19 protein-coding genes are annotated in these 19,072 nt (G+C 62.1%); 6 read left to right on the top strand and 13 right to left on the bottom strand.

Annotation, left to right across the window (positions count from 1 at the left end; all coding sequences use genetic code 11):
• Positions 1–381: 381 nt before the first annotated feature.
• Both GWE18_RS09610 and glsA read right to left on the bottom strand, forming a co-directional pair.
• Positions 382–2,031 carry an MFS transporter gene (locus GWE18_RS09610; RefSeq protein WP_275185509.1) on the bottom strand — a complete coding sequence of 550 codons (1,650 nt, stop codon included), beginning with the start codon at positions 2,029–2,031 and terminating at the stop codon, positions 382–384.
• 69 nt (positions 2,032–2,100) lie between these two features.
• Complete coding sequence (glsA, locus tag GWE18_RS09605) at positions 2,101–3,099, bottom strand: glutaminase A (protein WP_275185508.1); 999 nt, start codon at positions 3,097–3,099, stop codon at positions 2,101–2,103.
• 510 nt (positions 3,100–3,609) lie between these two features.
• Between glsA and GWE18_RS09600 the strand changes: the two genes are divergently transcribed.
• Both GWE18_RS09600 and GWE18_RS09595 read left to right on the top strand, forming a co-directional pair.
• A complete protein-coding gene (locus GWE18_RS09600) occupies positions 3,610–4,131 on the top strand; it encodes a DUF1269 domain-containing protein (RefSeq protein ID WP_275185607.1) in 522 nt (173 codons plus the stop codon).
• Between the two features lie 71 nt (positions 4,132–4,202).
• Positions 4,203–5,921 (top strand): metallophosphoesterase, encoded by a 1,719-nt coding sequence (locus GWE18_RS09595; protein ID WP_275185507.1) that lies wholly within the window; start codon positions 4,203–4,205, stop codon positions 5,919–5,921.
• Positions 5,922–5,929: 8 nt separating this feature from the next.
• On the opposite strand, the gene GWE18_RS09590 is transcribed toward GWE18_RS09595, so the two are convergent.
• The gene (locus tag GWE18_RS09590) at positions 5,930–6,967 is read right to left on the bottom strand and encodes an AI-2E family transporter (protein ID WP_275185506.1); all 1,038 of its coding nucleotides are present in this window, start codon (positions 6,965–6,967) and stop codon (positions 5,930–5,932) included.
• A gap of 171 nt (positions 6,968–7,138) precedes the next feature.
• Here GWE18_RS09590 and GWE18_RS09585 point away from each other — a divergent pair, with 171 nt between their 5' ends.
• Complete coding sequence (locus GWE18_RS09585; protein ID WP_275185505.1) at positions 7,139–8,815, top strand: caspase family protein; 1,677 nt, start codon at positions 7,139–7,141, stop codon at positions 8,813–8,815.
• A gap of 71 nt (positions 8,816–8,886) precedes the next feature.
• On the opposite strand, the gene GWE18_RS09580 is transcribed toward GWE18_RS09585, so the two are convergent.
• From GWE18_RS09580 to GWE18_RS09555, 6 genes are all read right to left on the bottom strand, one after another.
• Entirely contained in the window at positions 8,887–9,876 is a 990-nt protein-coding gene (locus tag GWE18_RS09580) for a threonine/serine dehydratase (protein ID WP_275185503.1), read from the bottom strand.
• A 53-nt stretch (positions 9,877–9,929) separates the two neighbouring features.
• A complete protein-coding gene (locus tag GWE18_RS09575) occupies positions 9,930–10,988 on the bottom strand; it encodes a glycosyltransferase family 1 protein (protein ID WP_275185502.1) in 1,059 nt (352 codons plus the stop codon).
• Complete coding sequence (locus tag GWE18_RS09570; RefSeq protein WP_275185501.1) at positions 10,985–11,797, bottom strand: UDP-2,3-diacylglucosamine diphosphatase; 813 nt, start codon at positions 11,795–11,797, stop codon at positions 10,985–10,987. The genes GWE18_RS09575 and GWE18_RS09570 overlap by 4 nt, the downstream gene beginning before the upstream one ends.
• 286 nt (positions 11,798–12,083) lie before the next feature.
• Complete coding sequence (thiD, locus tag GWE18_RS09565; protein WP_275185500.1) at positions 12,084–12,884, bottom strand: bifunctional hydroxymethylpyrimidine kinase/phosphomethylpyrimidine kinase; 801 nt, start codon at positions 12,882–12,884, stop codon at positions 12,084–12,086.
• 69 nt (positions 12,885–12,953) lie between these two features.
• Positions 12,954–13,247: a type II toxin-antitoxin system RelE/ParE family toxin gene (locus GWE18_RS09560; protein ID WP_275185499.1), complete on the bottom strand. Its 294-nt coding sequence runs from the start codon at positions 13,245–13,247 to the stop codon at positions 12,954–12,956.
• The gene (locus tag GWE18_RS09555; protein ID WP_275185498.1) at positions 13,244–13,471 is read right to left on the bottom strand and encodes a hypothetical protein; all 228 of its coding nucleotides are present in this window, start codon (positions 13,469–13,471) and stop codon (positions 13,244–13,246) included. Before GWE18_RS09555 ends, GWE18_RS09560 begins: the two co-directional genes overlap by 4 nt.
• A gap of 183 nt (positions 13,472–13,654) precedes the next feature.
• On the opposite strand from GWE18_RS09555, the gene GWE18_RS09550 reads away from it, so the two are divergent.
• On the top strand, positions 13,655–13,900 hold the full coding sequence (locus GWE18_RS09550) for an Lrp/AsnC family transcriptional regulator (protein WP_275185497.1): 246 nt from the start codon (positions 13,655–13,657) through the stop codon (positions 13,898–13,900).
• A gap of 172 nt (positions 13,901–14,072) precedes the next feature.
• On the opposite strand, the gene GWE18_RS42255 is transcribed toward GWE18_RS09550, so the two are convergent.
• Positions 14,073–14,327, bottom strand: a complete 255-nt coding sequence (locus GWE18_RS42255; RefSeq protein WP_342804242.1) for a DUF6665 family protein — start codon at positions 14,325–14,327, stop codon at positions 14,073–14,075.
• A gap of 119 nt (positions 14,328–14,446) precedes the next feature.
• Positions 14,447–15,640 (bottom strand): LanC-like protein, encoded by a 1,194-nt coding sequence (locus GWE18_RS09545; RefSeq protein WP_275185496.1) that lies wholly within the window; start codon positions 15,638–15,640, stop codon positions 14,447–14,449.
• A 389-nt stretch (positions 15,641–16,029) separates the two neighbouring features.
• On the opposite strand from GWE18_RS09545, the gene GWE18_RS09540 reads away from it, so the two are divergent.
• Positions 16,030–16,833 carry a J domain-containing protein gene (locus GWE18_RS09540; protein ID WP_275185495.1) on the top strand — a complete coding sequence of 268 codons (804 nt, stop codon included), beginning with the start codon at positions 16,030–16,032 and terminating at the stop codon, positions 16,831–16,833.
• Between the two features lie 24 nt (positions 16,834–16,857).
• Here the strand turns inward: GWE18_RS09540 and GWE18_RS09535 are convergent, their stop codons facing one another.
• Positions 16,858–17,793 carry a cytochrome c gene (locus tag GWE18_RS09535; protein WP_275185494.1) on the bottom strand — a complete coding sequence of 312 codons (936 nt, stop codon included), beginning with the start codon at positions 17,791–17,793 and terminating at the stop codon, positions 16,858–16,860.
• A 167-nt stretch (positions 17,794–17,960) separates the two neighbouring features.
• On the opposite strand from GWE18_RS09535, the gene GWE18_RS09530 reads away from it, so the two are divergent.
• Positions 17,961–18,383, top strand: coding sequence for a CHRD domain-containing protein (locus GWE18_RS09530; protein WP_275185493.1), 423 nt, complete (start codon positions 17,961–17,963; stop codon positions 18,381–18,383).
• Between the two features lie 207 nt (positions 18,384–18,590).
• On the opposite strand, the gene GWE18_RS09525 is transcribed toward GWE18_RS09530, so the two are convergent.
• Positions 18,591–19,037: a cytochrome c gene (locus GWE18_RS09525; protein WP_275185492.1), complete on the bottom strand. Its 447-nt coding sequence runs from the start codon at positions 19,035–19,037 to the stop codon at positions 18,591–18,593.
• Positions 19,038–19,072: the final 35 nt, after the last annotated feature.

Below are 19,072 nucleotides of genomic sequence, written 5' to 3'. Positions count from 1 at the left end.
TTCACCGGCCTCCAGTTTCGCTATTTCCATCGCCAGCCGCACCGGCGACGGCCGCGGTGCCACCAGCAGACCCAACGGCGACGCCGGCGGCGATGCCTGTGAGGGGGAGGACGCGATGGCCGCGTGGGCGGCCGTCCCGGCGGCCGTCCAGCCGGCCGCGTGCCAGGGCCTTGAGCCTCCAGCTTGAATTCTCCGGCGTTCTTTCCGGGATCTTTCTGCACCGCGAGCGGCGTCGCCTCGGCCATCCCTGCTGGCAGGCTTGTGGCCAGGCCGGCCGCCACGGCACCGCACATCAGAGTCCGCAGCGCACTGCGACGATCGATTGCATCCATCGTTGTTCTCCTTGTCGGGACGTCCCTTTCCTCGCAGGCTCCCATTCGATCAGCCTGACCTCACTCGGTTGCCGGGCGCATCGCTCGGAATTTCGCCCGGAAGATAGTTCGGAAGCCGGCCGGCCGGGATGATCGCGAGCAGCGCAAGGCCGGCCATGATCAAGAGCCCGATTTTCAGCGCACGCAGCCGCGCCTCGGTATTCACGCGCACGGCTTCCTCGACCTGCTCTGGCGTGGCGGTGGTAGCTTCCATTACGCTGCGCAAACGGTCGTTGCTGACGAAGGTGATATTGTCGAGATCGACCTGGCTCTGAATCTCCTTCGGCAGTACGGGGTTCGCAGCGATCTGGCTGAGGGCGATCGTGCTCAACAGGCCGACGAGAAGCGCACCCGCCACCGCCGTTCCAACCGCGGCGGCAAGATTCTGCGTGGTGCCGCGCAGCGAGCCGACGTCGCCCGCCAGCTCCTTGGGCGAAGCGGTGACCAGCACATTGAACAGCAACGTGACCAGCGAACCCTGCCCGATGCCGAACAGCACCAGGCCGAACAGCACGGGTACCTCGCTCCAGTCGTTGCGCACGACAAAGGCGAGCCATACCAGGGCGACGGTGCACAGAATGAAGCCGTAACGGCCGATCTGCCGCGGCGTCAGCCGGTCATAGACGTTGACGATCAGCATTGCCGTGAAGAACACCGTCAGATTGAACGGCATCATCGCAATGGCGGTCGCAAGCGGCGAGCGGCCCTGCACGATCTGGATATAGAGCGGCACCGAGAAATTGAGCGCGGCCTCCAGCGCGACCACGGCAAACAGCGCGTAGACCGCACACCGCTCCTCCGGCGAGTCGATCACCTCGAGCGCCAATAGCGGCGTCTTTCCGGCGGCCTGACGCCGGTGCGTCCACGTCAGGAAGGCCTGCCCGAGCATGATGCCGAGAACGATCAGGATTGGCGCCGGCGAAAGGCCAAGCAGATCGAACGGCGCATTGGCGGTGGCGAGCGCGAGCCCCCAACCATTGAGATTGTTGAAACCGAAGCTGATGAGAACGATCGCCGACGCTGCCAGCACGACGCCGACGGCATCGATCTGCACGTCAGGACGGCCGTGGTCAGGCTTCAGTCGGAAGCTCAACAGGAAAACAATCGCAGAAACCGCGATCAGGATGCCGAACGCCGGACGCCAGCCGATATAGGTGCCCAGCACGCCGCCGATGATGAACGCCAGCACGCCCGCGGCCGCTCGCGCGGAGCCGAGCGCACCCACCGCGGTTGCCTGCTGCCGCCCGGTATAGTTCTCCGCGATCAGCGCCACCAGCGACGGCACGATCACCGCGCCCGCCGCGCCGCAAAGCGCCTGTGCCGTGATCATCAATGCTGCCGTGGGGCTGAACGTCATCAGGATCTGCGACGCGCAGAACAAAACGACGGCGAAGCGGAAAACCTGCAACGCGCCGAAACGCTGGGCAAGCTTTGCACCCAGCATGACGAAGCCCGCAACCAGCATGGAATAGGCCACGATTCCGGTCGCAACCGTCGTCGGCGGCACGCCGAAGCTTTTCACCATCCCGCCGAGCGCGACCGGCAGGGAGGCGACGTTGAAGGACATGATCATCTGGCCGAGCGCGATCGCGATCATCGGCACCCACGACTCGCGCACTTCTTCCCGGACGGCCCCCATCGAAATCGAGTGCGTCGCCATGGTGTCCTCCCGGGTTGCTCGGTTCCGGATCGATCTGTCGGATCGACCAAACCGCTCACTGCATTCGTTTCAATTTTCCGGTTGAGAGACGAACAGATCCATTCCCAGCCGCTGCGACAGGAACTTTGCCGCGAGCTGCCCCTTCACGCTGTTGCCGGCCGCGTCGAGCGGCGGCGCGAATGTCCCGAAGCCGCCCTTGCCCGGAGAGACCGCGACAATGCCACCGCCGATCCCGCTCTTGCCCGGCAGGCCGATGTCATAGAGCCAGTCGCCCGAGGTCTCGTACAATCCCGCCGTTATCATCACCGTCAGCACATAGTGACAGACGGCCGCGTCGACCACGCGCTGTTTGGTGACCGGATTGACGCCACCATCCGCCAGTGTCGCGCCCATCACTGCCAGATCGCGGGCGCTTACGTTCAGCGAGCACTGCCTGGTGTAGAGATCGGTGGCCTGCTTGGCGTCACAGTAGATGCGGTCGTAGCTCTGCAGCAGCCGGGCGATACTGCGGTTGCGGTAGTTCGTCTGCGACGCCGAAGCGTAAACCTCTTCATTGAGCGAGAGCTTGCGACCTGCAAAACGCGACAGCCCGTCGTGGATGAATTGCCATTGGCCTTCCGCGGTCAGGCCCGGCACGAGGCTCGTGGTCGCGATCGCACCCGCATTGACCATCGGGTTGGTGCGGCCTCCGCCCTGCTCGATGGCGGCGAGCGAGTTGAACGGCAATCCCGTGGCATTCGCCCCAAGCCTTGCACGCGCCTCTTCCGGACCGACCGTCTCGCAAACCAGCGCGAACACGAATGGCTTCGACACGCTCATGATCGAGAATTTGTACTCGGTGTCTCCGGCCTCGTAGACACGCCCGCTGGTCCCGACGACGCAAATCCCGAAAAGCTCTCGCGGAACTCTGGCGAGCGCCGGATAGACTTGCGAATTCTGCCCCTCGCCGTTCGACCTGAAACGCCGGTGGGCATCGGACACCAGTTTCTGCACCAGCTCGGGCTCGGGCAGATGTCCGGTCGAGATGTAAGGCCGCTCTGTTCGTTCTGCGATCGAAGGAAGGTCCATTGGACTCCTCCATCCGGCTTGAACCATCCTGCTCGTGGATGATCGTGCTGTCCGGCAACACAGGTTGTGCGCTGACAAGCGATCTGCGTCGACCGCTTCAGCCTTCTGACTTACGTCGAAACGTAACGCTCCAGAGTGTATGGAGTCAACCACACAACCTTAAAGTCGGTTTGCGGCGAGTGTGCTTTGCTACAAAACTTTGCGATAAATCACGTTGCGCTCACGATGCATCGACAAACCTCGGCGAATTAGCAACCAATTTGAACGAGCGCTGTCACGGCTTGATGAGAGCGATCAGCGAAGCGTGAACCGTTCCTCGCAGGTTGTGATACCGTACTATTGAGCCGCACGGCCACCGAGCGACCCGGCCGCTCGCCGCTGGTCGTCCTCGCCACCGACGGATTTGCCGGCACCGACGTCGCGCGTTGCGCGGCAGAAGGAGAGTTGCCTCGTCAGAAGCGCCCTGCGCGGCCTACATCATGTCCATCATATCGAGTGGAGGATACCGAGATGTCAGATCTAGTCGCGATCATCTATCCATCCGAAGCAAAGGCAGAAGAGGTACGTCAGCGCCTGTTAACGCTGCAAAAGGAATATCTGATTTCGATCAGCGATGCCGTGATCGCCGCGAAAACGGAAGCTGGCCCCGTCAAGCTGAACCAACTCGTCAATACGACGGCGGTGGGTGCCGTATCGGGCAGCTTCTGGGGACTCCTGATCGGCCTGATCTTCCTAAATCCCTTACTTGGTGTTGCCTTGGGCGCCGCATCCGGAGCGCTCGGCGGCGCCCTGTCGGACTACGGCATCGATGACGCCTTCATGAAAGAGCTCTCGGAAAAATTGCAGCCCGGCAACGCAGCGCTGTTCGTACTGATCAAGAATATGACTCCGGACAAGGTGCTGCGGGAGATTCAGGACGCGGGAGGCACCGTGCTCAAGACATCTCTGGACGACACCAAGGAACAGCAACTTCGCGACGCACTCGCAAAGGCGGCCACCGCACCGCTACCGCCCGAAACGAACGCCGCCTAGGTCGCGGCGATCAACCGAGCGGTGATGACGAGGTCGACAGCGGGACGCGCCCCAGTCGACATGGAGATCGTATGCTGATCGATCCGCGCGATGGCGATATCGAGGACGATGCCGCCAGCCCCGGGCAACGGTCGCTGCTCGCGATCGCTGGAAGCCTGTTCGTCGAAATCAGCTTGCCGAAGCTGCTGTTCGCCTGGACGATCTTGCTGCTGCTGCCGGCGGTGCTGCTTGGCCTTGCGCCATTGCTGGCTTCCGCCTGGTTTTCAACCTTGTCGGAACATCTTGCTGCGTTGACCGAGATCGGCACGATTCTCGCTCTGATCGCTATTCTCGTCCTGGGATGGATCGGATGGCGCCCGCTTTTTCGGGTCGCGGAGACCAGTTTCTGGTCGCTCAATGCGCTCGCGGTGCAGCCCGGTTATGCGTTCGGGCGCGAAGCGCTGCGTCACCTGACGGAGCGGATGTGGGGCAAGAGCCTTACCCTCGCCGGCCGGGCGAGGTTGCGCAGCGCCAATTCGGTTGGAGCCGGCATCATGCTGGCCGCATTCGCAGTGCTGATCGCGATGGCCGCCTGGCCTGTGTCACGTTGGACGGGTAGCTGGAACGACCTTGTCCTGCTGCATCGCCTCGCTTTGCCGACGCTTGCAAACGCCATCGTGCTGCTGTCGGCCTACCTGGCGGCCGCATCGCTGGTTTGGGGATTTGCGGATGCCAGCATGCCTCAACCGCTCGATCTCGCCGCGTTCGATACCGCCTGCTCCGGAGGCCGCAGTTGGCGTGTAGCGCATCTGTCGGACCTTCACGTGATCGGTGAACAATATGGCTTTCGCATCGAAAGTGGACGGTCGGGCCCGCGCGGCAATGGCCGGCTCGAACAGGTCCTGACGCGTCTCACCGCTCTTCATGCGGTCGATCCACTCGACTATGTGCTGATCACCGGCGATATGACCGACGCCGGCCGCGCCAGCGAATGGGCCGAATTCCTCGACGCAATGGCGCTTCATCCGGAACTTGCCGCGCGCACGGTCCTGCTGCCTGGCAATCACGACGTCAACATCGTCGACCGCGCCAATCCGGCCCGGCTCGATCTGCCGTTCAGCCCGGGCAAGCGGCTACGGCAAATTCGAACCTTGTCGGCAATGGCGGCAGTGCAAGGCGATCGCGTTCACGTCGTCGACACCACGGGAAAACCGGCCGCTACGCTGCATGAGGCGCTGGCCCCGCACCGCGATGCGATCGTAGCCCTGGCGACGCACGGCGGCATGCGCCGTGCGTCGGCGATGCGCAGGCTCTTCGACGATCAGTTTCCGATGATCCTGCCGCCCGACACGGAAGACGGCCTTGGCATAGCGATCCTGAACTCCAATGCAGAAACCCACTTCTCCTTCACTAACGCGCTCGGACTGGTGTCCATTGAACAGACGCGTCGTTTCGAAAGCACGGTTGGACATTTTCCCAGGGCACGGTGGATCGTTGCTTTGCACCACCATCTGGTGGAATATCCCATGCCGGTGAAGGCGTTTTCCGAACGCATCGGAACGGCATTGATCAACGGTAGCTGGTTCGTCCGCAGGCTGGAGGCGTTAGCGGGTCGCGTCATCGTGATGCACGGTCACCGTCATATCGACTGGATCGGCGCATGCGGCCCGTTGAAGATCATCTCGGCGCCTTCGCCGGTAATGGGAGCGACTGATGATGCGACGACGCATTTCTACATTCATACGCTGGCGGCTGGCGCGGACGGACGGCTTGATCTGCTGCCGCCAGAGCGCGTGGAGATTGCCGGCTAGAACGCGTCCTAAAGCTTGCCGGGTTTCGGATCCGGTCCGCCGAAGAGATCGGCGACCCAGCGGCTTGATGGATGCGCCGCGCAGAAGGTGAGCATGGCGAGCGTGATCGGGACGCCGATGAAGGTCCCGAACAGCCCCCACAGGAACGTCCAGAAGAAGATCGAAAACAACACGACGACAGGCGAGATCGACAGCATCGTGCCGGCCACCCGCGGCTCGATGTAGCTGCCAACCACGAACTGAATGACATTCAGGCAGGCGAAGAGACCCAGAACCGCAGGCCAGCTCTCGAACTGTGTCATTGCCAGCAAGGTGGGAAAGAGCGTTGCGACGAACGGACCGATGAAGGGGATATAGTTGAGCACGAAGGCAATCACGCCCCACTCGAATGCAAATGGCAGGCCGGTAATCGCAGCGAAAATGCCGACCAACAGACCGGTCACCGCGCTCATCTTCGTCCGCACCAGCAGGTATCTTCGAAATTTTGCCGCGGTCGCGGCGCTACCGTCGAGCAGCACGTGCGCTGCGATACGGTTATCCAGCCGCTCGATCTTCTGCCTGACGTTCTCGACTTCGAGCAGTCCGAGCATGACGTAAATCAGCGCAATCACCCAGAAGCTGAGTGTGGTGTTGACACGCCCGGTGACATACTGCGTCACGCGCAAGAGCCAGCCTACGTTGAAATGTTCGGCCCACAATCCGGCGACCGAGACGCCATGGCCATCCAGCCAGGTCACCATCGCCGCATAGAAGTCCTGGTACCGCGGCAAATCGGCGACCAGCGATCTTCCTACACGACCAAATCCCCAAGCCGCGAGCGAGGCAAAGCTGAGACAGACCGCCACCGTGGCGATGACGGTGATCGCCAGCGCGGCAAGCTTCGGCATCCACGATTGCAGCCGCTTCTGGACCGGCCACACGATGGCGATGATGAAGAGGGCCGCAGCCAGCGGCGCGAATACCTGCCTCGCCTGGGCCGCCGCCGCAGCGACCAGCACCGCCGCGATGATTCCGGTTGCGGTCTTCAGCCCGAAGCCTACCCCCATTTTGGGTTCCTTCGACCTTTCAGCAACCCGAGATTGTCAGCTCCATCACGCCGCGGCAAGAGCGGGACACGGCGCGCCGCTAGCGTGACCGGCGTCACGTACCGCCATGCGGATACGGCTTAGCGTCCCCACAGCAAATCTCGCCGCGAGATTCATTTGAGGAACGCTGCCATGTCCCGTTTTAAGCCAACGCTATTACGCGCCGGTCTCCTGGCAAGTCTGTTGATTTTCGGCACCGGCACAGCTTTCGCCGAGGCCCCCAACGCCGATATCCGCACCGGCATGCAGACGCCGCCCGCCGACCAGCGGGTCGCGCTTGTCATCGGCAACTCGAATTACCAGAGCGCACCAAAGCTCGCCAATCCCGGCAACGATGCGCAATCGATGGCGCAGCTTTTGAACTCGGCTGGTTTCGAGGTCACCCGGGCGACCGACCTGACGCGCAGCGACATGGTCAAGGTCGTGCAGGATTTCTCCGCCAGGGTGGCCGAGCGCGGGCCCGGCACCGTCGCCATGATCTACTATGCCGGCCACGGCGTGCAGGTGGCGGGCGAGAACTACTTGCTTCCGGTCGATGCAAAGATCTCGTCGCCGTCCGATCTCGATGGCAATTCGCTGCGGCTGGTCGACCTGATGGGTACGCTGGAATCCATCTCGAGCCGGATGCGCATCGTCGTGCTCGACGCCTGCCGCAACAATCCGTTCCCGGAGATCAACGATGCGGGACGAGGCCTTGCCATCGTCGACGCGCCGAACGGCTCGATCGTCGGCTACTCGACCGCACCGGGAATGGAGGCGCAGGATGGCGATGGCAACCACAGCCCATATACGTCCGCGTTCCTGAATATCGCACGCGAGCCGAACCTGCCGATCGAGCAGTTGTTCAAGCGTGTCCGGCTCGAAGTGAACAACACGACCAACGGTCGTCAGACGCCATGGGAAAGCTCATCGCTGACCTCCGACTTCTATTTCTTCGGCGATACGGCGGTTGCCGCAAGCCGCGCGCCGGACCGCCGCCCGATCGTGCAGACTGCTGCGAATCTGCCCTCGCGTTCGGTGCGCCAGGCCTACGACTACGTGCTGTCCGAAGGCTCGCCCGAGTATTATGAGGAGTTCATCCGGCTCTACCCGCATGACCCGCTGTGCGACCACATCCGCGTGCTGCTCGGCAACCTGCAGGTGGCAAAGGCGTGGCACAAGGCGGTGCTCGCGAACTCGCCCTTCGCCTACAAGACGTTCCACGACAATTATTCAAACAGTCCCTATGCCAAGTCAGCGCTGAAGCTGCATGTCGCGCCGAGGGCCGTGCCGCTGATGCAGTTCACGCATCTGGCGAAGCAGTCGCCGAAGTTCAAGCCGGTGAACATTGGCAACTCACCCGCCCTCGGCATCTCCAAGCACAATCTTGGTGCCCACGCTCACATGCCGGGGACGTCGAAGATCGTTACGCTGCCCGCCAAGGGCGTGACTTCAAACAACCCGATCAATAGCGGCAATAACAACGGCAACACGGGCAAAGTCACGACCCTGCCTGGCAAGCTCAATCCCACTGGCAACAACAATGGCAATGGCGGCAAGGTCACGACCCTGCCCGGCAAGATCAACACCAATTCTGTCAATGCCGGCAACAACAGCAGCAAACTCGGCAAGGTCACGACGTTGCCGCCCAGGATTCATAACAATCCGACACGAGTCACCAAACCCGTCACGACCAGGCCTATGATGACCAGGCCCATGATGAACACCGCGCCACGTCATTTCAGCGGCGGCATGGGCGGCGGAGGTTTCAGCCAGCGCATGGCCGGAAGCCCGTCCCGCGGCTCGTTCGGCGGCAGCTTCAGGCGCTGACAAGACAGCTTCGTACAATGCGAAATCGGGCAGAGCACACGCTCTGCCCGATTCCGTTTAAGACGAGATGATCAGGCGACCAGCTTGGCAAACAAGTCCGCGTCGACATTGCCGCCGGAGAGCACGATGACGACGTTCTTGCCCCTGGCGTCGATGCGGCCGGCCAACAATGCGGCGAGACCGACGGCGCCGCCGGGCTCGACCACCAGCTTCAATTCCCGATAGGCATAGGCGACCGCCGCGCCGACTTCCTCGTCGGATGCGGTCACGCCGTTCGCGAGCAGCTTGCTGTTGATCGAGAAGGTGAGCTCGCCCGGCATCGCCGCCATCAGCGCATCGCAGATGGTGCGGCCGGCGGCGTGATGGGCCTCGCGGTGGCCTGCGCGCAACGAAATGCCGTGGTCGTCATAGTCCTTGGGCTCGGCGACGATCACCTGAGCCTGCGGGAATTTCGCCTTCACCGCGGTCGCAACGCCGGCGATCAGTCCGCCGCCCGATGCTGGCGCCACCACGATATCAGGGCTGAGCCCGAGCGCCGTCATATCCTCGGCGATCTCGCGGCCCGCGGTGCCCTGTCCGGCGATCACAAAGGGATCGTCATAGGGGCGCACCAGCGTCGCGCCGCGCTTGCCAGCAATGCCGTTGGCGATGGCTTCGCGGTCTTCCTTGTCGCGGTCGTAGAGCACCACCTCGGCGCCATAGCCCTTGGTGCGCTCGCGCTTGGTGATGGGAGAGTCTGCCGGCATCACGATGGTCGCCTGCATGCGCAGGATCTGCGCCGCCGCCGCCACGCCCTGGGCGTGATTGCCGGAGGAGAACGCGACCACGCCGCCGCCGCGCCTGTCCTGCGGGATCGAAGCCAGCTTGTTGAAGGCGCCGCGGAACTTGAACGATCCGGTCCGCTGCAGCATTTCGGGCTTCAGGAAGACCTTGGTCCCGACGCGCTCGTTGAGAACGGGGAACGACAACAGCGGCGTTCGCACCGCAAAGGGCGCGACCACCTTGGCGGCGACCTCGATATCGGCCGCGCCAATGGGCGGATTTTGGACAGGTTCTGGCATCCGCAATTTGTAGCGCGGTCGCAGACGGGCGGGCAAGGCGATTTAGCGTGATTTCAGGCGGCGAAATGCGGGTCTTCCGCCACGAATCCAGCCGCCTCGCCTTCCGGCGCGGCCGGGCGAACATTCAGGGCATGCTCGACAAAGACCCGCGCGGAGCCCTGCCAGGTATGGGCGGCGGCGAATTCGACGCAATCTTCCCGCGAAATTTGCAGCGCCTCCAGGCAGGCCGCACGCAGATCCTCATCCAGGACGCCGACCGGCGCCGAGCCGATCACGTCGCGCGGGCCGGTGACCGGAAAGGCGGCAACCGGCAAGCCACTGGCCAGCGCCTCCAGCAACACCAGGCCAAACGTGTCGGTCTTGCTGGGAAATACGAAGATGTCGGAGGCCGCATAGATTTCGGCCAGTTCCTCGCCGTGCCTTGCACCCAGGAACACGGCGTCCGGATATTTCCGCTCCAGCGCCATCCGGGCGGGCCCGTCACCGACGACGAGCTTGGTGCCGGGGAGATCGAGGTCGAGGAAGGCTTCGAGATTCTTTTCAACCGCGACGCGCCCCACGCAGAGGAACACCGGCATTGGCAGGCAGAGATCGGCTCTGCGCGGATGAAACAGCGAGGTATCGACACCACGCGACCACAGCACCACGTTGCGAAAGCCGCGCAGGCGCAATTCGGCCGCCAGCGCCGGCGTTGCCGCCATCACGGCCTGGCTCGGCCGGTGGAACCAGCGCAGCGCGCGCCACACCCAGGATTCCGGCACCGACGAACGCGCCGATACATATTCCGGAAAGCGGGTGTGAAAGCTCGTGGTGAACGGCAGGCCCCGCTTGCGGCAATAGCGCCGCACCAACAGCCCGATCGGACCTTCGGTCGCGATATGAATGCTGTCGGGCTTTGCCTCTTCGATCAGCCGCGCGATTTTTGCTGGATACGGCACCGCCAGCCGCAGATCGGGATAGCTCGGCATCGCAAAGGTACGAAACGATTGCGGCGTCAGGAAACTCACCTCAACGCCAATCCCCTTGGCCGCTTCCGCGGTCGCGGTCAGCGTCCGCACCACCCCGTTGACCTGGGGATGCCACGCATCAGTCGCGACCAGGATATGCGTCATGCGGCGCGCGCCGCGACACGGGGAACGGGCGCGGCCCTTCGCTGCGGATCGGTCCAGGTGATGATCTCGAACCGGCCGTCCTCGTGCTCGGCGAGCGCGGTGCAGCTTTCCACCCAGTCACCGCAATTCATGTAGCGGATGCCGTGCTCGTCGCGAATGGTGGCGTAGTGGATATGGCCGCAGATCACGCCGTCGGCGCCGTGCCGACGCGCCTCACCGGCCAGGGTCTTTTCGAACGCGCCTATATAGTTCACGGCGTTCTTGACCTTCAACTTCGCCCATTGCGACAGCGACCAGTAGGGCACGCCGAACATGCGCCGGAAGAAGTTGACCAGCCGGTTCATCTGAATGGCGAAATCATAGGCCTTGTCGCCGAGATGGGCGAGCCAGCGCGCGTTCTGCACCACGAGATCGAAGATATCGCCGTGGATGATGAGGTAGCGCTTGCCGTCGGCGCCCTCGTGAATGGTGTTTTCCACCACGTCGATGCCGCCGAAATGCGTGCCGTAATAGTTGCGCAGGAACTCGTCGTGATTGCCCGGCACATAGATGACCTTGGCGCCCTTGCGCGCCTTGCGCAGCATCTTCTGCACGAAGTCGTTGTGCGATTGGGGCCAGTACCAGCTCGACTTCAGCGCCCAGCCATCGACGATATCACCGACGAGGTAGATGGTGTCGGCGTCGTGGCTTTTGAGGAAGTCCAGCAATCGGTCGGCTTGCGAGCCGCGGGCTCCGAGATGAACATCGGAGATAAACAAGGTGCGAAAGCGCCGTTCAGGGCTTTCTTCACTCAAGGAGTCACTACCCATACCTGTCCCCTGACAGATTCCTGTGACAGGGCGATGACTTGTTCACGCCGCGATAATCCCACGAGAATCAATGCCGCGCCCCACAGCTTGCGGATAACAGTGCGATGCGACAGGCAGGCGACACTGGAGAGGCAACATCTCGACGTTGTCCCCGCCCGGTGCACAATTGCGCAGGAATCCATCACCAGCCGGGTCAATTATCCCTAGAGATTAACCACCCCCGTAATTCAACGGATGCGCCGCGGCGTAAGAGCCCGTGCGATTGCCCACCAGGCAGGAACGGCGGCTAGTAGAATTTATAAAAGTGATGGATCGGGCCGTGGCCATGCCCGACGCTGAAGCGGTCGGCGGCGGCGATCGCAGCGCTAATCCACGTCTTGGCGTTGCGCACGGCGGTTTCCACGTCCTCGCCCTTCGCCAGTTCCGCGGCAATCGCCGAGGAGAGCGAGCAGCCGGTGCCGTGGGTATTTTTTGTGGCGATGCGCGGCGCGGCGAGTGCAGTGACACCAGAAGAATCGATCAGATAGTCGATGCTCTCAGCACCCTCCCCGTGGCCGCCCTTGATCAGCACCGCCTTGCAACCCAGCGCCAGCAATCGCCTGCCTTGCTCCTCGACGGCGGCTTCGCCTGCTGCAACCGGCTCGTCCAGCAACGCGGCGGCTTCCGGCAAATTGGGCGTAATCACCGAAGCGCGCGGAATAAGTTTGGTCCGAAGCGCGTCGACAGCTTCAGTCGCGAGCAGCCGGTCGCCCGAAGTTGCAACCATGACCGGATCGAGCACGACGTGCTTCGGCGACCAGCGCGCCAGCCCGGCGACGATAGCGTCGATAACCGGCGGCTGCGCTACCATGCCGATCTTAACCGCCCCCACCGCGAGATCGGAAAACACCGCGTCGATCTGCGCGGTTACGAACTCAGCCGGCACCTGATGGATGCCGCTGACGCCTTTGGTGTTCTGCGCGGTCACCGCGGTGATCACGGAGGCGCCGTAGACGCCGAGCGCGGCAAACGTCTTCAGGTCGGCCTCGATGCCCGCTCCCCCTGAGGAATCGGAGCCGGCGATGGTCAGCGCGATCGGCGTCGTCATCGATAGCCTCGTGAAAATGCGGTGTCCAAGGCCATGGCCAATCCTAATAAGCTAATCCGCCTTACGGCCCTAAGCATCCGAATGTTCGCGCTCGCGGGCTGGATGCTGGATGGCGAGGATGACAATTTCCTCAGCCTCGTCGTCAGCAACGTAGTAGACTAGGTATGGATAAGGCCGCGTCAACAACTTGCGCACGCCCTCGATCTTCTGTTGCCGTCCGATGTGCGGAAACATAACCAAGCTCTCGAGAGACGCAAGTATCGCGGCCCGCACCCGAAGCGCGGCCTGCGGGCTGTGTTCGCGGATATAGTCGGCAATCTCGGCGATATTCCGAGCCGCACGTGGCGTGAAACGGAGCTTCATTGCTCGAAGCGACGAAACGCGGCCTCGACCTCGGCATCGGTTGCGAATTGACGACGCTTGGCTTGCGCTAACCCTTCCAGCACGGCGGGAAGATGCGCGGGATCGATCTCCTCCGGCTCTCCCTCATGGCCGCTAAGAGTCAGCATGGCGAGCGCGATTTCATCCTGACTGTCAGGGGGCAAACGCCGCACGGCTTCCAAAGCCTTTTCGAGCAGTTTTGTCATAGGGGAAAGATATGGCCGAGCAGCCCAAAATGGAAGGGCATTGGATATGCTGGCGTAGAGCGGCCCGCCAGCTCCAGCTTTCGCCTTCGGCTACCTAACGCGCCCTCTCAAGGGCGGCAAGCTGGCTTGCCATTGGCCCCGGTTTTTGGCCTATTGGGACCAACATTTTCGGAGACGACAGCGATGGTTCCCTTCTTCGTTCAGATCAAATGCAAGCTCGGCCAGTCCTATGCCGTCGCTAATGCACTTGCAGAGGCCGAGATCGCCTCGGAGATCTATTCCACCGCTGGTCACTACGACCTGCTGGTCAAGTTCTATGTCGATAAAGACATCGACATCGGCCATTTCGTCAACGAGAAGGTACAGGTGATTCCGGGCATCCAGGACACCCACACCATCATCACGTTCAAGGCGTTTGGCACGGGCTAGCAACAGCGGGCCCGCCCGTCGGCCACCGCCACCAAACTTCGCCCGGCGCGGCTACGCCCGCGGCCGAACATGGGCGCCGGCGCTTCCTTAACCGCCTATGGTCTCCGCCGCATCGATGCTCGGCGTGGCCAATGGCCCCATGCGGGCATACACCTCGTTCGGCACGCCATAGTCACGTAACACTTGGTCGATTTTGTTTGAGACCACAGGCCTCGCGTTGCACGACGAAGAGCCAGAGTGCATATCCCGCCTGTTCGACGAGACCATCGCGGATTTTTCGATCGGAATTGGCCGTCAGCGGGCATGCGGCAAGTGCCGTCAGCGCGGCCTCAAGGCGTCGTCCAAGCCGTCCGAGCGCCGACGCCCTCTCCTGGGCGATCTCGTATTCGATCGTTGCGTATCCGGAACGAAGTAAATTCAACGCCATATAAGCGCACTCTGAAACGTGCCTGCCGGTTATCTCTCATTTTATGGGCCGATAGCGGCTGTTCAAGACAAAACGCTGCAGTACGTATTTGCGAACTCAGACCTGTCGCAATGTTCGGATCAGAACACGTCGATCGTCGGGAAACGAGGTTCCCCTGTGGTGCAGTCCCAAAGGTAAATTGCAAGGCCGACGTCGCCAGTCCAAAGCGTATACCGCCCGCGGCCAACGGCTAACCGAGCGTCGCGGTACTGGACGATGGCCGTCATCGCGAATTGGCGTGCGCGGTCGAGCCAGATCGGGTCGTTCGTGCGGCGGTAGAGTTTGAGGAATGCGTAGCCGTTCCCACCCGTGCCGTGGCAAAGGCCCGAGCCCTTGGTAAGTGGTCCGGCAGCCCAGGTGAAGCGGCCGGCGTCGACAAGAAGTGCGTCAAATTCAGGGGTAGCAAACGGCGCATCTGCAAATGTCGTCACCATACCGGGAGCGCCGTGATAATGCTGACAGTAGATAGGCGGCCTCGCGCGCTTGCTTCTCGCGCCCCATGTTGTCCCAATTTCAGACCGCCACGCATTCGCTGCGAGCGTCACCGGCACAAATTCGGCCACCTGCGCTTGCTGCGTCGGCGTCAACCAATTCCACCCGTGCAGCAACGGGATGGCGTTGCCAGCGAAACCGTGAACGGGCCCCAGCCAACGGTCGTTCTCACCATAGAGATCTTGTGTCCAAAGTTGGCCTTGCGGCGTGTCCTCAAGGGCACCTAACAGCCGGGCCGCCTGCATTTCGAACAGGCCGCGCCATCGTGGCTCCTTTGTCAACTCGGCCATGTGGATTGCGGCAATCATGGACCCAGGCATGCCCCACATAAGCTCTCGGATCGGCAGTCCCATATTTGCCTCTGCGCGCCGATGCACAAGATCAGCTAGGCTCGATGCGGGTGCGAGACGCATGGCAAGAAGCGCCGCACCCATGTCGCCCTTGAGCAGCGAGCCATGCTTCCCGTAACCGATAGGCGAATTGTTTTCGAAGGCAGCAATTGTCCGCTCCAGGAGCCGAGGCAGAACAGGCCGAAAGTCTTCAGCAACGCTGACAGCACCTACTCGATGCAAGTAGTCTAGCGCCCAAATAACACCGGCCACGCCCGTGTAGAAACTGGCGTGACCGTCTCCCACGCCGTCGTCGCTTGGATGACCCGGCCAGAACGTCTCGGGATCGAACTGCGCCATAGCATCGGCTGCAATTTCTTCGATCACCGCCCGGGCAGCCAATTCACTCCAGGCATCCTGCGTAAGCGCGCAATGACGACCGGCGACAATCATGCCTGAGGGGCCTCCTGAGCGGCTGCCCATCTTCCGGCATGTCGAGACCACACGCCAGCGTCACGATGGTGCAGGCTCTTGAGCCGCTCGATGAAGGCAAGCGAAGATGCAGGACGCACCGCCCAAAGTCTTCCTCACCATTATCAGAAGGATGGCTCGTTCAGGGCCGCCTACCCGGAGAGACGGGGCTGGAACCCCCCGTATCGGCCTGCTAGGCTAGGCCGAATAGCTTTGCGGCAACATATGGTTAACGACGGATCTCAATGGCATGCTTTTGCCATATGAGCATCATCCTACCGCCTTGAAGTTTTTCATTAGCTTAGGCGTCGTCAATCGGAAGCTCCGCGGCGGGGGACCTTCCGAGGGGGAAACAGTCGCGAGTACCACCAATGGGGACGCTGTACGATCTGCTCGGAGCGCTTCCGAGTGATGACGCTGAGGGATTGCGGACTGCCTTCCGCAAGGCCGCCAAGGCTACGCATCCCGATATGAACCCTGACAATCCCGATGCTGCCCTGAGGTTCAGGGAGCTGATGCGTGCCTATGACATCCTGACTGATACCGAGCAGCGCGCAACCTACGATCATTTGCTCGCCATCGCGCTGCAGCCTCCGGCGACGCCGGCGACCCGTACCTACGAGACCATGCGAAAGGCCGCCTCCAACACGATGGCGGCAACAATCATTTCGGCGGTGCTGGTGGGCGGCTACACCCTGTTCGGACTGTTTTCAAAACCGCCGGGAGCGGCGGAAATGGTGACCGACAGAACCGCCGGCGGAGCACTGGAGGTTGCCGCGCTGCAGCCCGAAGCTCCGGCACAGGACGAACCGCGCGTCCAGCGCGAGGGAGAAGCTTCAACCGGCGCAGCGGTCACGATGGCCGCCGCAGCGCCTGCGGCGAAGGAAGCCGGCACCGCGCCAATCGGCCGCTTCGAGCCTGTCCCGGGCTTCGTCACGTACAATTTGGGGGTTCAATATTATCCGCGCTTCGCAGCAGCCTATTTCGATCGCGGCGTCGTGCTGTACCGGATCGGCGATTTCGATCGTCCGCACGCCGACATCGCTCCGGCCAAGCGCCCCGCTGATTTGAAACGGACGAAAACCGCCGCGCCGCCCGTGGCGCGCAAGCCGTTGACGATCGTGCCGACATTGCCGGAAAGGCGTGAGCCGATCACCGCCGCCTTGACTAACTGACGACGCGCGAAGTCACGCTTTCCATCAAGACTTTTGATCGTCCTTTGCCTTCGGCGGCCGTGGCGGTCCCTCGACCGGCGGCAACGACTTCACATATTCCGCGATGGCGGCGCGATCCTCCGGCGGCAACTGCGATGTGTTCCTGATCACTCTCGCCATCGATCCACCGGCGGTGTCGCCATCCGGCGTTTGCCCGGTTTCGAGGAAGTAGTCGATATCTTTCGCGCTCCACTCGGCCAATCTCTTCTGGGTGATGTTGGGTACCCAGCCCTCGCCCTCCGGATTTGGCCCACCTGCGAAGCGTTGCGCCTGGACGATACCGCCGAGGAAGTTGCGCGGGCTGTGGCACTCGGCGCAATGGCCCATACCATTGACGAGATAGGCGCCGCGATTCCATGACGCCGAACGTGAGGCGTCCGCCGTGTAAGGCTTGCCGTCCATGAACAGCCATTTCCAGACGCCGACATTGCGGCGGATATTGAATGGAAACGGCACGTCGTGGTCGCGCGGCTTGCCGGCCACCGGCGCAAGCGTCTTCAGGTAGGCAAAGAGGTCACGGACGTCCTCGACCGTCGCATGCTGGTAGGACGCATATGGAAAGGCCGGGAAATAATGCTGGCCGTCCGGTGAAGTCCCCTTGAGCACCGCCGTCACGAAATCCGCCTCGCTCCACCGGCCAATACCGTAAGTGGGATCGGGCGAGATGTTGGGAACGTAGAACGTCCCGAACGGCGACGGCATTGCAAGCCCACCGCCCAGTTTCAGCCGATCGGGCTGGTTGGGAACGGCATGGCAGGAGGAACAGCCCCCGGCGTTGAACGTCGTGAGGCCATTGGCAAGGTTCGGCGTGCGGGGAGAAAGCGAGGCCGGGGCAACGACCGCCGGGACTGTCAGCCACCAGAAGATGCCAGCACCGGCGACGCTGAGAAAAATCAACCCAAGGAGAATTCGTCGCAGCATTCACCGATCCGTCGTCACGCGTCCAACTTCAATAACCAGTATGGACGCACTTTGCGCCACAGGCTTGCACGAAATTTCGAGGCGTTTGGTGGCGTTTCGGGAATAAATCCGGAAGATCATTGTTTTGAGGCTGACGCTTCCGTTTGACGTCAACAGGGAGAAACACCATGTCGAACAAGACCATGCTTGCCACGCTTGCGCTGGGGGCAGCGATTGCTTTTGCAGGGCCCGCGTCTGCCGACAAGATGAAGGCGACGCTCGACGGCAAGGCCCAGGTGCCGCCCAACACCAGCGCGGGCAAGGGCACCGCCGACATCGACTACGATCCCGCCAGCAAGAAGCTGAGCTGGAAGCTGAGCTATTCCGGCCTGTCCGGTCCAGCGACCGCCGCACATTTCCACGGTCCCGCCGAAGCCGGCAAGAATGCCGGTGTTGCGGTCGCCATTCCCAATGCGGCGTCGAGCCCGGTCGAAGGCAGCGCGACACTGACCGATGCGCAGGCCGCAGACCTTGTGGCCGGCAAGTACTACGTCAACATTCACACCGCAGCCAATCCGGGCGGCGAAATCCGCGGCCAGGTAACCAAATAAATCAAGTCACCAATAAATTTGGTGACGAAGTAGGTAAGTTCGAGCACGAGTAAACAAAACAAGAAAAGGCTAACACAAAAGGGGCGGACGCTTCGCGGCGTCCGCCCCTTTTTTGAGGCCAGAGCATGATCCGGAAAAAATGTGTAGCGGTTTCCCTCGCGACAAACGCGGAACGCGTTTGCGCGGAGATCATGCTCAAAGTTGGAATCAGCCCTTCTTGATTCGGTATGTCTCGTGGCAGGCACCGCACTGCTTGCCGATGACAGGCAGTTCCGCCTTTAGCGTGTCGAGATTCTTGACCTTGCCTTTGGCATCGGTGACGACCTTGGCGAAGCTCTTAATTTGGGACTCGAAGCCGGCCTTGTCTGTCCAGATTTTCGGCGAGGGATCGTAATCACCCTCCAACTTGACACCTTTCATGCTCTCGGGGAACAGCGTCGGAAGGTTCTTGGCAGTGTCATCGAACTGAGCCAGCGCGGCATTGACAGTCGACTGATCGTAGGGCTTTTCGCCCTTGACCATCGCCGACAACGCGCCGGCGTTCTTGCCATTGTCCTTCATCATGGCCTGGGTCCGCTTGACCTGATCCTGCTGTGCAACGACCGCACCGGCACTGAATGCAAGCGCAGCTACGACGACGACGATCCGCTTCATTGGCTAAATCCCCTTCAATTCGGGTTTGTACCGGC

Source organism: Bradyrhizobium sp. CSA112 (assembly GCF_029051645.1).
Classification (GTDB): Bacteria; Pseudomonadota; Alphaproteobacteria; order Rhizobiales; family Xanthobacteraceae; genus Bradyrhizobium.
This window is presented reverse-complemented; position numbering and strand designations above follow the sequence as displayed.

Excerpts from the sequence above, each read along its gene's own strand:
- GWE18_RS09600 (WP_275185607.1), top strand. The coding sequence starts at position 3,610 with ATGTCAGATCTAGTCGCGATCATCTATCCATCCGAAGCAAAGGCAGAA.
- GWE18_RS09550 (WP_275185497.1), top strand. The coding sequence starts at position 13,655 with ATGGTTCCCTTCTTCGTTCAGATCAAATGCAAGCTCGGCCAGTCCTAT.
- GWE18_RS09590 (WP_275185506.1), bottom strand. The coding sequence starts at position 6,967 with ATGGGGGTAGGCTTCGGGCTGAAGACCGCAACCGGAATCATCGCGGCG.
- GWE18_RS09580 (WP_275185503.1), bottom strand. The coding sequence starts at position 9,876 with ATGCCAGAACCTGTCCAAAATCCGCCCATTGGCGCGGCCGATATCGAG.
- GWE18_RS09585 (WP_275185505.1), top strand. The coding sequence starts at position 7,139 with ATGTCCCGTTTTAAGCCAACGCTATTACGCGCCGGTCTCCTGGCAAGT.
- GWE18_RS09575 (WP_275185502.1), bottom strand. The coding sequence starts at position 10,988 with ATGACGCATATCCTGGTCGCGACTGATGCGTGGCATCCCCAGGTCAAC.
- GWE18_RS09570 (WP_275185501.1), bottom strand. The coding sequence starts at position 11,797 with ATGGGTAGTGACTCCTTGAGTGAAGAAAGCCCTGAACGGCGCTTTCGC.
- GWE18_RS09540 (WP_275185495.1), top strand. The coding sequence starts at position 16,030 with ATGGGGACGCTGTACGATCTGCTCGGAGCGCTTCCGAGTGATGACGCT.
- GWE18_RS09545 (WP_275185496.1), bottom strand. The coding sequence starts at position 15,640 with ATGATTGTCGCCGGTCGTCATTGCGCGCTTACGCAGGATGCCTGGAGT.
- GWE18_RS09560 (WP_275185499.1), bottom strand. The coding sequence starts at position 13,247 with ATGAAGCTCCGTTTCACGCCACGTGCGGCTCGGAATATCGCCGAGATT.
- GWE18_RS42255 (WP_342804242.1), bottom strand. The coding sequence starts at position 14,327 with ATGGCGTTGAATTTACTTCGTTCCGGATACGCAACGATCGAATACGAG.
- glsA (WP_275185508.1), bottom strand. The coding sequence starts at position 3,099 with ATGGACCTTCCTTCGATCGCAGAACGAACAGAGCGGCCTTACATCTCG.
- GWE18_RS09525 (WP_275185492.1), bottom strand. The coding sequence starts at position 19,037 with ATGAAGCGGATCGTCGTCGTCGTAGCTGCGCTTGCATTCAGTGCCGGT.
- GWE18_RS09530 (WP_275185493.1), top strand. The coding sequence starts at position 17,961 with ATGTCGAACAAGACCATGCTTGCCACGCTTGCGCTGGGGGCAGCGATT.
- GWE18_RS09555 (WP_275185498.1), bottom strand. The coding sequence starts at position 13,471 with ATGACAAAACTGCTCGAAAAGGCTTTGGAAGCCGTGCGGCGTTTGCCC.
- GWE18_RS09535 (WP_275185494.1), bottom strand. The coding sequence starts at position 17,793 with ATGCTGCGACGAATTCTCCTTGGGTTGATTTTTCTCAGCGTCGCCGGT.
- GWE18_RS09595 (WP_275185507.1), top strand. The coding sequence starts at position 4,203 with ATGCTGATCGATCCGCGCGATGGCGATATCGAGGACGATGCCGCCAGC.
- thiD (WP_275185500.1), bottom strand. The coding sequence starts at position 12,884 with ATGACGACGCCGATCGCGCTGACCATCGCCGGCTCCGATTCCTCAGGG.
- GWE18_RS09610 (WP_275185509.1), bottom strand. The coding sequence starts at position 2,031 with ATGGCGACGCACTCGATTTCGATGGGGGCCGTCCGGGAAGAAGTGCGC.